At 49.3% G+C, this 12,347-nt stretch carries 14 protein-coding genes and 1 pseudogene; 3 read left to right on the top strand and 12 right to left on the bottom strand.

The window, feature by feature from the left end; translation table 11 throughout:
- Positions 1–74 precede the first annotated feature (74 nt).
- The 3 genes from KXG62_RS05955 to KXG62_RS05945 all read right to left on the bottom strand — a co-directional run bounded on the left by KXG62_RS05955 (position 75) and on the right by KXG62_RS05945 (position 3,714).
- Complete coding sequence (locus KXG62_RS05955; protein ID WP_218091005.1) at positions 75–821, bottom strand: hypothetical protein; 747 nt, start codon at positions 819–821, stop codon at positions 75–77.
- 13 nt (positions 822–834) lie between these two features.
- The gene (locus KXG62_RS05950; protein WP_218091004.1) at positions 835–1,983 is read right to left on the bottom strand and encodes an SPFH domain-containing protein; all 1,149 of its coding nucleotides are present in this window, start codon (positions 1,981–1,983) and stop codon (positions 835–837) included.
- 261 nt (positions 1,984–2,244) lie between these two features.
- On the bottom strand, positions 2,245–3,714 hold the full coding sequence (locus KXG62_RS05945) for a sulfatase family protein (protein WP_218091003.1): 1,470 nt from the start codon (positions 3,712–3,714) through the stop codon (positions 2,245–2,247).
- Positions 3,715–3,944: 230 nt separating this feature from the next.
- Here KXG62_RS05945 and KXG62_RS05940 point away from each other — a divergent pair, with 230 nt between their 5' ends.
- Together KXG62_RS05940 and KXG62_RS05935 are read left to right on the top strand one after the other, a co-directional pair.
- The gene (locus KXG62_RS05940) at positions 3,945–4,148 is read left to right on the top strand and encodes a hypothetical protein (protein ID WP_218091002.1); all 204 of its coding nucleotides are present in this window, start codon (positions 3,945–3,947) and stop codon (positions 4,146–4,148) included.
- 55 nt (positions 4,149–4,203) lie between these two features.
- Entirely contained in the window at positions 4,204–4,572 is a 369-nt protein-coding gene (locus tag KXG62_RS05935; RefSeq protein ID WP_218091039.1) for a globin domain-containing protein, read from the top strand.
- A 118-nt stretch (positions 4,573–4,690) separates the two neighbouring features.
- On the opposite strand, the gene KXG62_RS05930 is transcribed toward KXG62_RS05935, so the two are convergent.
- From KXG62_RS05930 to KXG62_RS05910, 5 genes and pseudogenes are all read right to left on the bottom strand, one after another.
- On the bottom strand, positions 4,691–5,173 hold the full coding sequence (locus KXG62_RS05930; protein WP_218091001.1) for a DUF2975 domain-containing protein: 483 nt from the start codon (positions 5,171–5,173) through the stop codon (positions 4,691–4,693).
- A 255-nt stretch (positions 5,174–5,428) separates the two neighbouring features.
- Positions 5,429–5,872 carry a cell wall hydrolase gene (locus tag KXG62_RS05925; RefSeq protein ID WP_218091000.1) on the bottom strand — a complete coding sequence of 148 codons (444 nt, stop codon included), beginning with the start codon at positions 5,870–5,872 and terminating at the stop codon, positions 5,429–5,431.
- Positions 5,873–5,977: 105 nt separating this feature from the next.
- A pseudogene (locus KXG62_RS05920) lies at positions 5,978–6,360 on the bottom strand (DUF2269 family protein).
- Complete coding sequence (locus KXG62_RS05915) at positions 6,357–7,085, bottom strand: NAD(P)-dependent oxidoreductase (RefSeq protein ID WP_218090999.1); 729 nt, start codon at positions 7,083–7,085, stop codon at positions 6,357–6,359. Before KXG62_RS05915 ends, KXG62_RS05920 begins: the two are co-directional and overlap by 4 nt.
- 197 nt (positions 7,086–7,282) lie before the next feature.
- Positions 7,283–7,615: a winged helix-turn-helix transcriptional regulator gene (locus KXG62_RS05910; protein WP_218090998.1), complete on the bottom strand. Its 333-nt coding sequence runs from the start codon at positions 7,613–7,615 to the stop codon at positions 7,283–7,285.
- Between the two features lie 270 nt (positions 7,616–7,885).
- Between KXG62_RS05910 and KXG62_RS05905 the strand changes: the two genes are divergently transcribed.
- Positions 7,886–9,124: a Gfo/Idh/MocA family protein gene (locus tag KXG62_RS05905; protein ID WP_218090997.1), complete on the top strand. Its 1,239-nt coding sequence runs from the start codon at positions 7,886–7,888 to the stop codon at positions 9,122–9,124.
- 108 nt (positions 9,125–9,232) lie between these two features.
- Here the strand turns inward: KXG62_RS05905 and map are convergent, their stop codons facing one another.
- The 4 genes from map to KXG62_RS05885 form a co-directional block, all read right to left on the bottom strand.
- Positions 9,233–9,979 carry a type I methionyl aminopeptidase gene (map, locus tag KXG62_RS05900; protein WP_218090996.1) on the bottom strand — a complete coding sequence of 249 codons (747 nt, stop codon included), beginning with the start codon at positions 9,977–9,979 and terminating at the stop codon, positions 9,233–9,235.
- Positions 9,980–9,984: 5 nt separating this feature from the next.
- Positions 9,985–10,587: a TetR/AcrR family transcriptional regulator gene (locus KXG62_RS05895; protein ID WP_218090995.1), complete on the bottom strand. Its 603-nt coding sequence runs from the start codon at positions 10,585–10,587 to the stop codon at positions 9,985–9,987.
- A gap of 236 nt (positions 10,588–10,823) precedes the next feature.
- Positions 10,824–11,594 carry an amidohydrolase family protein gene (locus tag KXG62_RS05890; RefSeq protein WP_218090994.1) on the bottom strand — a complete coding sequence of 257 codons (771 nt, stop codon included), beginning with the start codon at positions 11,592–11,594 and terminating at the stop codon, positions 10,824–10,826.
- Positions 11,591–12,346 carry an amidohydrolase family protein gene (locus KXG62_RS05885; RefSeq protein ID WP_218090993.1) on the bottom strand — a complete coding sequence of 252 codons (756 nt, stop codon included), beginning with the start codon at positions 12,344–12,346 and terminating at the stop codon, positions 11,591–11,593. Before KXG62_RS05885 ends, KXG62_RS05890 begins: the two co-directional genes overlap by 4 nt.
- Between the last annotated feature and the right edge of the window lies 1 nt (position 12,347).

The raw sequence follows: 12,347 nt of genomic DNA, 5'->3' as shown, positions 1-12,347 counted from the left end.
ATCTCTCCTCTTCTCTACTATAAAGATTTAGGCCGGCGCGAGTTGCGGCGCTGCGCGGCGGTCGGTCGTAAAACCTACTTCACCGAGATCAGCTGCGCGTTACGTTTCGCTAGATCCGCGGAAATGTCTTGAATAAGCTGACGGCAAAGCCCGAGATTTTCGGAATCTCCCTCCTGCTGCACGACTGCGCCAACGCATCGCTGCAGTTGCTGGATCTGCCAAAGCAAGTTTTCCTCCATTGCCATCATGGATGGATCCGAAACGGGATCGCTATATCTCATGTTCTCGATCAATTCATGAAGCAAGGGCTGCAATTCGTCGTACCCAGCCCGCTTTCCATCGCTCATCTGTTGCCCGACGGAATGAAGAATAAGCCGCATTTGCTTCATTAGCTGTGTTTGAACGGCAGTCCCCTCCTCCTGTTCCTCCACATAACGGTTATAACGACGAGATACGCCGAGGCTGGCCATCCATAAAGCAAACGTAATGACGTGAATCAAACCATACGAAAAGAAGGAAACCTGGAACAAGATCCAGAAGAGAAGCATGTGCACGATAACAGCCACACCATACAATACAGCCAGCGTGACAAAAGAAAACCTGGCAGCGGTCGCTTCTCTGGCGCGTCGGTTGCTTTTCGCAACATACAAAAGCGAAAGGTATACACCCAGTTCGGCGATCACAACTGCGACCAAAGAAACAACCCCATGTCCGAACTGCTCAAACGCTGGGGTAATAAGTAAAAATAAGGCCAGTGTAGCGAGGAAGACCATTCCGAAAATGGAAGTAACAACACCGGTAGTAAAACGAAAACTATTCATAATCCGCTCCTTTTCAGCTTAACTTGTTCCCGCATTCGAAACAAAACTTTTGCCCGGGCTGTACGCTCTGATGACACTTCTTGCAGGTGAGAGCTACGCCTGCCCCGCATTCTTGGCAAAATTTTGACCCTTCCTGGAGAACCGCACCGCATTCGCCGCAAGCTGCAGAAGGATCATTCTCTGGCTCCGGCCTAAGGATGGCACCGCCGCATTCAATACAGAATTTCGCATCCGATTCATTGCTAGTGCGGCATTTCGGGCACGTCAGAGCCTCCTCATCAAGCCCGTCCAGTTCGTCCACCATCCGGGAGAGCTTATTTCCGACCGAATGGCCGACGCTTTGCCCCATGCCCAGACCGATCCCCGCGTCCATAAAGGCCGATCGCCCTCCTTCGTTTTTGGCCGCGTTTTCCAACGTATTGAAAGTTCTCTCCTGCTGGTACGTGTATCCGAGAATATTCATTTCCGCCTTTTTCGCGAGCGCTTCCTTTAATCGGACGGTAGCCGGATCATGTTCAGGAAGGTTGATGGATTCAATGGAGAAATGGATCAGACGAAGGCCGTACTCCTCGAAAACCGGTGCGACCCGTTCTTCCAACTGTCGCGATATGTCCGTAAGATATGCGTTCATTTCCAGGATGCTGATTTTTTTGCGTACCAAATATGTGGAAATAAACTCCTTGATGTTCATCAACAGAATCCCTTTGAAATATTTACTAAGGGACCCTTGGTCAAACTCGCCCAGCGTTCCAACCAGCTTATGGAGAAACTTGCGCGTATCCGTAACCTGGATGCCGAATTGGCCAAATGCGCGCACGGACACGAGCATTTGATACTTCGGTTCCTGAAGCTGAATAGGGCTCGATGTTCCCCACTTGATGTCCAGCTTCCTCAGCTTGTTGACAAACCATACTTCGGCTGTAAACGGCGATTTCCCTCCGAACGGCAAATTGACAAGTGCCGACAAAACCGGGATATTTTGAGTCGATAACGTGTGCCGGCCGGCTCCGAACAAATCAAGCGCCTCTCCGCCTTTAAACAATAAAGCCTCTTGCGATTCGTTGACGATCAGCTGCGTCCACGTCCCCAACTGCTGGTTCGGATATTTCCAAACGAGCATATCCGGCGCGCCGTCGTATTTTATCACTTCAATAATTGCCATAGACTGTGTGGATGCTCCTTTCGACCTACTTTTCTAAAAATCCCAAAATCTTCTTACAACTACTATACTACGAAATGAGTCCATTTTGGACTCAATATTTTCCGTTTCCTTCATAAATATGTAACCGCTCGCGAACATTAAATGACAAGTCCTCCTCATAATACAAAAAAAGGCGCCTGCCCCACGAAGGGCGAAGCGCCTGTAAGAGTTCACATGTCTTATAAAAAGTTTTCGCGCAGGAATGGGGTATCCGGCGGGTCCTTACTTTTCCGTGAACGCGATCCCGGGACCATAAGGAGCGTGAGCTACCATAATATAATTGTTGATGCACACATCGCCGGTCTCGAAGGCGAATTGCCATATTCGCTGGCTAAGCGTCTTGACGACTTCCGAATTGGCGGGATCGTTGATCACGTTACGCGTTTCCCCAGGATCGGCTTGCAGGTCGTAGAGCTCATCGTAATCGAAGCCGTTATATACATATTTCCATTCACGTGTCATAACCGATCGTTGGATGCCGTACAACTCGTTCCCGTTGCTCTGCGTAAAGAGAGCGTCGCGCCAATCCTGCGGCTTATCATTGCGTAGAATCGGCAGCAAGCTTCGGCCCGTCATCCGCCTGTCCGTCTCCAGCCCTGCTGCTTCCAGGAACGTCGGCGCGAAATCCGTGATCGATACGAATTCATGCGACACGCTACCGGGGTTACGAACCATTCCCGGCCACCGTACGACCGCCGGGATATGATAAGCCGGCTTGAAGCAGGGAAGCCCCTTCGTCCACAGCCCGTGCTCTCCCATATAGTCGCCATGATCAGAGATGTAGACGATGAGGGTATTGTCATATTCGCCCGTATCCTTAAGCGCTTCCACAAGCTTGCCGAATAAGGCGTCCTCGTACGAACAAAATGCGAGGTAGTGACGTATAGCCTCCTTATGTTCCTCCGGCGTGAGCTGATCGAACCGGTCCCGCGTTCTGCGGTACAAATTGGGCTTATCGTTCATCAAATCGCCGAAGTTGTCCGGCAGCTTGATGTCATTCACATCGTACATGTCCAGATACGGCTTCGGCACGAAGTACGGGTCATGGGGCCCAAGCGTTCCGACAAATTGGCACCAGGGCTTATCGGATTTCCGCCTGTTTGCGATGAGGGACAACGCTTCCTCCACAACATCGCCGTCGCCGAACGGATTGTCCTTCACTCCATAATGCGTGTAGGTTCCATAGCCGCGCCGTATAATTTGCCCTTCTTTTCGCTCGGTCTGCTCCGGCTGCTTGGAGATCCGATTTATATACGGGTCCCATTCTTTCGTGTGAGGGCGCTCAGTTAACCGTCTCCCGGAATCCGCTCCCTTCGCTCGCGTACGCGGACATACATTCCACCCTCTGTCGGAAGGCGATTCATGATGGCTGATATGCCATTTTCCGCTGAAATACATCTCGTAGCCCGCGTCACGCAAGTCCTCGCTCCACAGACGCACCCCTTCATAAAGTCCCCTGGACAGCGAATTGCCCACATCCACGTTATTCCATACCCCGTGCTCGGACGGGTACAAGCCGGTGAAGAACGAAGCTCTCGACGGACAGCAATGAGGCGAGCATGTATAGGCTTGCGCGAACGTAACACTTTCCTTACAGAACGCATCCAAATTCGGCGTCAGTGCTTTCCCGTATGGATGAATGGAATCTGCCCTCTGTTGATCGGTCATAAAGATGAGTATATTCGGTCGCATCGTCTGCCTCCTGGAATAGGCTTCTCTATTTCCATATTATTGATTCGACGCGAACGTATTGTTCCCTTCCGCTAAGTTCGAATTCCGCATTTTTTATACGAACTTCCTGTACTTCCCAGCTGGCCCAGGTCACTTTTTTTATGCTACAAATAAGAACTGTGATCTGAATCACTATGTTCTATTGGACGCTTGGTATAATGGATTTATCAAGTACATGGGGGGAAATGAGGATGGCAGTATACTACATTACCATCGCACTGATAGGCGTTATAAGCGTTATTGCAACTTTGATGATAGCCAATTCTGTAGAAAATAAGACGGAAAGCGATCGTTATACCAAGCAAACCAAAGGGAATATTATGCGTTTGTCCTATCTCAATATTGTTTCATTAGTAATATGGGCGGTTATCATGATTATTTATCTTGCTTATTAAATCGGTTAAATCGGTTAAACTGAGCTATAGAGGCATGAAAGGGTGTTGTTCGTTTATGGAGCTATATCAGTATATTGGAGGGGCCCCTACGATTCGCAAAATAGTGGACGCCTTTTACCCGAAGGTTCAGGCTCACCCGCTGCTTGCTCCGCTCTTTCCCGAGGACCTTACGCCGATCATGGAGAAACAATATCAATTTTTAACTCAGTTTTTCGGCGGACCTCCGATGTATACGGAAAAACACGGTAATCCCATGATGAGAGCGAGGCACTTTCCATTTCCGATAACTCCGAGTCGGGCAGAAGCTTGGCTGGACTGTATGAAAAGCGCGCTTGAAGATGTCATCCCTTCTGAGGAGATGCGTGCCGTTATTTTGCACCGATTGAGCGGCCCTGCCCGGTTCTTCATCAATACGGAAGAATAATACATCAACAAAATAATCTTGACGAGAACGGCACTAGCTAACGCGGAGTATGTGTCTCCGGCGAATGTACTCCGCCTGCATCACATCAATATGGATGATAATCGCCATATTATTCACCTCAGACCGTTAAATCATTTTCTGATTTTATATGTATAGCTTCCTGTAAAAGTCTTTGGAGAACAGCAGCAAAAACAGCGATCACCATAGAAGCGAAAATAATGCCCGATCCCATCGGTATGAAACTTGGAGGATCAACCTTGTTCCCCATGAGATAGTAGAGCGGCATACCTAGCAGGTACAAGGTACTGATTGTGATCGCACAGTATTTTATATTCTTTAAAGCTTTTACGGATAACTCCGAGAATGCTTGGTTCTTATCAATATAGCTTAACAGTTTAAAAGCTTGATACAGAGCAAAGTAAAAAGGTATCGCCGCCGCGTACATATCGATTAAAACGAAAGGTTCCATATAAGCGAGATCTGGATACAATTCTCCAGCAAAAGCCCCGATCTTAGGTACTAAAAAGATGCACAAAGCAAGAATGGGGATTCCAATAAGAATAACAGCCATCCTTAAAAAGAGTGTTGTCCCTCGTTTCATTAAGAGCACCTCGCTAATTTAATTATAAAATGACTTTAGCACACCGTTTATTGTTCTACAATAAATTAATATTGTTTATTGTTTATTTATTATTGGGATGGAATATAAAAAGGATTTAATAATTGAAATAGCGGTCGCTTGGGACTGAATAATCAAGTCCTAAACCACCGCTGTTCAAAAAGGCTGTCGACCGGCAAAACTCATCGGCAATCGGACAATGTCCTTGTCACCGATAACGCTTTTCGTTTATAAAAATTAAAACGTATTATAAACACTTTCACATTCTTGCGCCGTCGGTTCATAAAAACAGTGCTTCTTCCATCGTCCGACGAGCGGCTGATTATACCAAGTCGGCGGACATGGCCCGGGATTGTCGAACGTTCCTGGGCGGAAATACCACAGGGAGAATTTGGCGGGCCAATTCTGCTCCCCGTTCACAGCCCGCTGCGCCAAACGGCGTTCCCGCTCTCTTGCGTTTTGATAGTACATGCCATGCTGCAACGCTTCGAACGCATGCGGCTGGTTGATCATTTGGGGAATGGTCCGGATTCCTTTAAAATCGGAGCAATTCGCTCTTATTCGGTTAATGCCGACATTTCCAACAAGGAGCATGCCCAGTTCGCCTTCGGTCTCAGCTTCAGCCCGAAGCAACCTTGCCAACATATCAATATCCTGTTTCCTCGCTTTTACGACTGCCATTAGCTCACCTCTTTAGAGTTCTAGACTCATCATATTGTAGGTGAAGCGGATGTGTTACTCTGGCGTTAGCGGTCAATGCGGTTTAGGATGCTCCCGTCGGCTTCTTTAAAATGGCTTAACGACCATAAGCACCAATATGGCAATCATCAGCAGCTGTGCGGCCGTCTCGATGGGTACGATCTTTTTTATCAGCAGTCCGAACTCGGCGGGTATTTCATGACCCTGGTCTTGATTTTCAGATATGATCTTTATGATCTTTTTCATACGCGGCTCGATCCATCCGTCGATCGCGACGACCATGAGCAGCGACAAAAGGATGGATGCATTCAGCCACATTTGGGAGAATCCCATCTTGGTTATGATCATAAGCCAAACTCCGGTTATAATAAGTAAACAAAGTGCAGCTGGCTGGCGGTTCTAGCGGATCTTCGAATGATGGGCATCACGAAAGCCGGGCCAATGATGGCAATCGAAGCCCTTCTCCTCAGCGCACCGGAATATTGCTTTGATAAGCTAGGCCGACCCGTTTTCTTTTAAACGCTCCTCCGAGCTCAAGATGGTCCAACATACATGTTACGACATCGTCATAAGCAACATTCAATTCTTGAAAGCGGCTGAACAAGTGACCGGCTATTTCTGCCTCGGAATATTCCTTAATCGTCTCCGGCACCGGAACGGGCAAGGTTTCCGTTGTTACATGCAGATGAACCGGATCGGAATGCTCTATCGAATCCATCATGGTTCCCGGACACATAACGGACCAATCGAGCTGAGTCTGTTGCAGCCTTTCGAAATTCCGGTTGTGATTTCTATACTCGGGCGGGAAGCCGGGTAAATTGTTGCCGATAAGATCGGTATATGGAATATCCAGCAGGCCGGCTCCTCCCATTATCCATACGCGCCCTGAGAAACGAGGTTGGAGTTCACATTGGCTTATAATGTTATCGACGATACGAACAAACTCTTCTCCCTGGCCTGCATGACCGGCTGCAATAATAGCGGCGTCTTGATGCGCGAGCGCCTCACCGACGCTCACCGGGTCCGTAATATCGTCCACGATCACCTTCACATGCTTTGCGGAATGCGCACCGAGTTGATCATAAAGCTTCTCCGCATTTCGTACAAATGCGGTCATTTCATGCCCCATTTGGATCCCTTGCGCCAACACTCTTTTCCCTGTATTCCCCGTCGCTCCAAAAACAATAATTTTCATTGTTCTTCCTCCTCTTGAATGAACCCTAATTTTTGGTTAACTCAAGCTTAGCATCGCTTCAAAAATATGTTAAGAACCCACTTTAAAGTGGGCTACTTACTTAAAAGTAAGCATGACTGTAGGTAAACAAAAAGCTGCCCCGCGGCAGCTTTCGTTTTGAATGGATGGAATGCGTGTACAAGTTCATTGAACCAGGTTTATGACGCTGACTCTTCATATTTCCGCTTATTATGATTTTCTCCCCAAGCACACATGACTTCTGCTACAGGAATCAATGTTCTGCCGTATTCACTAAGAGAATATTCTACTTTTGGAGGGACAGAAGGGTAAACCGTTCTATCGACGATGCCTTCTCGTTCCAAATCGCGGAGATGCTGCGAAAGCATTTTTTGTGAAACATCAGGTATAAGCTTTTCCAGATCGTTGAATCGTTTTTTGGATTCAATCAAATGCCATAAAATCATTGGCTTCCATTTGCCAGCTAAAACATGAATGAGCGTCTCAATTGGACATTCACGCTGATGCACCATGGATAAATCATCCCCTTACTTTGAAGTAAGTGCGTACCTAAAAATTAACATAATAAAATTTTACGTTAGCGCTACAATCAAGTCAATCATGTTCTTGTCATCCACAGTGCGCTTGGGACTAAATCGTTTATGCGGTCACCGATTCAAGTACATATGAGATGGAAGATTTTGTTTATGAGCATTGCCGGATTGTATCGTTTTTGTTACGATGAATCCGGAGCTATTGTACAATTGAATACGGCGTGAATTGGCGGAAGGGCGGATTGGGCAATGGGGAATAACGGTAAAGTGAAACTGGCGGTTATTGGATTGGGCGGCCGCGGAAGAAGTCTGCTCAAAAATCTGCTTGCCATGGAAGATGTGGAAATACCCGCTGTATGCGACCCGTTTGAAGACAGATTGCAGATGGGACTTGAAATCGTTGAGGGAACAGGTCGACCGAAAGCTACCGGCTACGCGGATTACCGCGAACTGCTCGCGAGAGACGACGTGCAAGGGGTTATTATCGCTACGACTTGGGTAACGCACGCGGAAATCGCCATAGCGGCGATGAGAGCAGGCAAATATGCCGGGCTCGAAGTTGGAGGGGCCGCATCGCTTGAAGAGTGCTGGGAACTGGTCCGAACATCCGAGCAAACCGGCAAACCGGCCATGCTGCTGGAAAACTGCTGCTACGGCCGTAATGAGCTCGCGGTGCTGAACATCGTGAAGCAAGGGCTGCTGGGCGAACTGATTCACTGCCAGTGCGGCTACCAGCACGATCTTCGCCATGAAGTGGCGCTCGGCGAGCAAAACCGGCATAACCGCTTCCGCAATTACTTGAATCGGAACGGTGAACTGTACCCGATCCACGGTCTCGGACCGATTTCGAAAATTTTGAATATTAACAACGGCAACAGACTCGTCAGCTTAACTTCGATGTCGTCGAAAGCACGCGGCATCCGCCAATGGGCGACCGATCAGTTCGGCGAAACGAGCGAGCTTGCCAAGACGGAATTTGCCCAAGGCGATATCGTGACGACAATGATCAAATGCGCCAAGGGCGAGACGATCATGCTCGTTCACGATACGACGCTCCCGCGTCCTTATTCCAGAGCCGGCCGCGTTCAAGGCACGAGGGGCATTTGGATGGAAGATAACAACTCGATCCATATTGAAGGCAGAAGCCCGGAGCATAAGTGGGAGTCGTTCGACAGCTACCGGGAGCAGTACGAGCATCCTCTATGGAAACAATATATCCGGGACGGCGTACGAGGCGGACACGGCGGTATGGACTATTTGGTGCTGCGCGCTTTTGCGGAAAGTGTCCGGGATGATGCGCAAACGCCGATAGACGTTTACGATACGGCTGTTTGGATGGTGATTACTGTTTTGTCCGAGGAGTCGGTAGCTTTAGGCAGCGCTCCTGTAGCGATTCCGGATTTTACGAAGGGCAAATGGATCAGCCGAGCTGCGGGACCGCAGGGCAAATATTCACTGGAAACGATCGATGAATCGCTGTTTGTTTAAAGGTTAAGTGATACATAAGGCAAGAATAGGCCTCCTTCTGACCGGTTCGGTCGGAACGGAGGCTTTTGCGTCGTTCATCGTGCCCATCTGTCTCTCTTCCTCCCATATCTATTGTGCGGTCAATATAATCGGGCCATCCGCAGTAATGGCAATCGTATGCTCGTACTGTGCGGAAAGCGAGCCGTCAGCGGTTCTAGCGGTCCATCCGTCGGCATCAACTGTCATTAACGCTGTTCCGGCATTTAGCATCGGCTCGATTGTAAAAACCATCCCTTCCTTCAAACGGAACCCTTTGCCGGGAGTCCCGATGTGGGTATAATTAGGTTCCTCGTGCATCTCCCTTCCTACGCCATGACCGAGCAGATCGCGCACCACCGAGAATCCGTTTTGCTCGGCATGGGTTTGAACCGCGTGCATCACATCGCCGATCCGGTTTCCAATAACAGCTTTTTCAATGCCACGATATAAGCATTCCTTCGTTACCCGCATCAAATTACGGGCTTCTTCCGACACCTCGCCGACCGCATAGCACCAAGCTGAATCGCCGATCCAGCCATCCGCCTCCGCGACGATGTCGATTTTGACGATGTCGCCTTCCTTGAGCGGTATCTGGCTCGGAAACCCATGCGCAATGACGTCGTTGACAGACGCACATGTCGCAAACGGATAGCCGTTGTAGCCTATCGTATAGGCTTTGGCGCCATTCTCCTTCAGGAACCGCACCGCGAACGACTCGATATCGAGCGTCGTGATTCCCGGCCGGATCATATCTGCGATGGCTCGGTGGAAAGCAGCGACAATGTGGCCGGCTCTTCTCATCTCTTCAATTTCTGCTCTCGATTTCAGGATGATCATTCCATTCATTTCTCCTTTGACTGTATGCCTGAAAAAATCATATCGACGATGTCTTCTACATCGATCTCGCTGTGCATCTTGTGGTGGATGTTCAATGCTGTGCAGCCAACAAGCGAGCCGAATATCAGATTAGCTGTTTTCTCCGGCGACTTGGAACCGATTCCTTCACGAACCATTTCCACAAAAGGCAAATAGATCCGTTCCTGAAAATCCGCAAACAACTTGTTGAACCGGTTTCCCGGGAATTGATGGAAATTATCTGCAACCGTCTTTAGCAAAATAAATACGGAAGGATCCTGGATGCACTTCCGCAGGAGCTGTCTGGCGAACGACTCCGCTTTAAGCAAGTTGCCGCCATCCCCTGTCAAAGCGGGCAGTACTGCCGACTCCGTTCGATACAGGGCATCCCACAGTAAATCTTCCAAAAGCATGTTTTTATTTTTGTAGTAATGATACACAGTTCCGTAGCCGAGCTCCGCCTTGACCGCAACATCGCGTATTTCCAGTTGAATGCCCTTCTCCAAATATACTTCCGCAGCCGCTTGCATAATTTGGCTCATCCGCATCTCCCGGATCGCGTCATTCTGTTCTTTGGTACGTGGTGACATGGCTCCTCCTTTTTTAGACCTGCTGTAATGTCAATGTAAAATCAATATACATCATTTGGTAGTAAGGATCAAGCACTTCGATTCGACTGTTTATTCGGATAAAGTTTTATCCAGTAAAAGAACAGAGTCACGAAAAAACGTGAGACTGTGTTTGTCTCACGTTTCCCAGTTTAAAAATGAAACTCTCAGATCCTGCTTTACTTCGCCATTGATCTTGGCTTCTTCGGGTGATCTTCCTAAGTGGCGCGGGATGCGAGAAACGATGCGTTTCCACCCAAAATGCCTTGCTTGACCGTTTCGTCAACCTCGGCAAAATCGATAAGGCAGTGTGTGCTATGCAAACAATATAGAGGATGCTGCGAGCCGTACATGATTTTTCCGGCGGGAATTTGCTGCAGAAGCTCCTCAATGACGAATGCACGGTCCTTCAGCCCAGAAGTATCCAAGTAAAGTCTCGGCAGCTTGTTGATTTCTTCGCTCATGCTTACAATTTCGCCAAAGCGGATGTTTAGCAGCACGATGTCCAGATCCGCATGCCGCCGGACAAAGGCTTTCAGCTCGTCGACGGCAAGCGGAGCGGGCTTAATCAAATAATCGAGCCGCTCGTCCTCCATTCGTTTCGTCACGAATAACGGCAGCTTGAGCCTCCGCAGCGTATCGCACAAGCGTTCGACCGGTTCGCTGCCTAACTTATAGTCATGATAAGTCGGGTAAATGCGAACGCCGTGGATATCGAACCGGCTGATCCCTTCGCGAATGTCACGTTCCCAGCCGGGCAGCGTCGGATTAACGGTCAACACGTGCTTGTATTCGGTTCCGCGAATCCATTCGTGCAGTTCCGTGTCTCCCTCGAACGGATCGTTGTAAAAGATGCTGTTTAACGAAGCCGCATACCCGCCGGATATGCCGTTTTTATGATGAACGTTCCGTAAATCGTTAAGCGAGTTTTTGCGTATTTTGCGGAACGGCCAATGGCCGAGCAGCACGTTGACGTCGACATGCATCATGACGGCCTCCCCGACAACCCGCGATCGAACAAACGGATTGTATTCTTGTAGTATATGAGCTCGCGCTGCTCCGCGGTCAATTCCGCTTCCTCCACCTGGCCGTAGTTCACCAGGTATGTTATCGGCATATCGGAGCCGAAGACGATACGGTCCGCGCCGACTTGCTCCACGGCATAATCGAGATCGTCCCGGCGGAACGGCGATCCCGAAAAGTCATGCCATACGTTCGGATAATCGCGGACGGCTTTGATTCCATGGTAGCAATTGCCGCCAAAATGCGCCATCAGCAGCTTGGCCTCCGGGTACCGCTCCGCCAGGTTCGCGACATGGATCCCCGTCGTCTCGTAAGGAAGCTGTCCGACCGTCTTATGGAACGAGTGAATCAGAATCGGAATACGGTACTCGATGCACTGCTCGACGAGCGGAAACACGCGCGGATCATCGCAGAACGTAGCGACCCACAGCTTCATGCCGGACATGCCGTACTGCTCGATTCCCCGTTTCAGCACGTTTAATGCACCCGGGTGGGCCGGATTCACATAGCAGTATCCTTCGGCAACATCCGGCTGCTCCTTCATAAAACGGTACACATCGGCGTTCAGGCTCGCGATTTCGGACTCGTCGGAGTCATGCGACCTCAAGCCGGATACGTACAGCTTGGAGATGCCGAAGCGCTCGCATGCCCGGAGCAGCGTACGGGTGCTGTCGTCATATCTTCCTCCCCAAATATGCGTGTGTGCATCAATGATCATG

This window comes from Paenibacillus solanacearum (assembly GCF_910593845.1).
Taxonomy (GTDB): domain Bacteria; phylum Bacillota; class Bacilli; order Paenibacillales; family NBRC-103111; genus Paenibacillus_G; species Paenibacillus_G solanacearum.
This window is presented reverse-complemented; position numbering and strand designations above follow the sequence as displayed.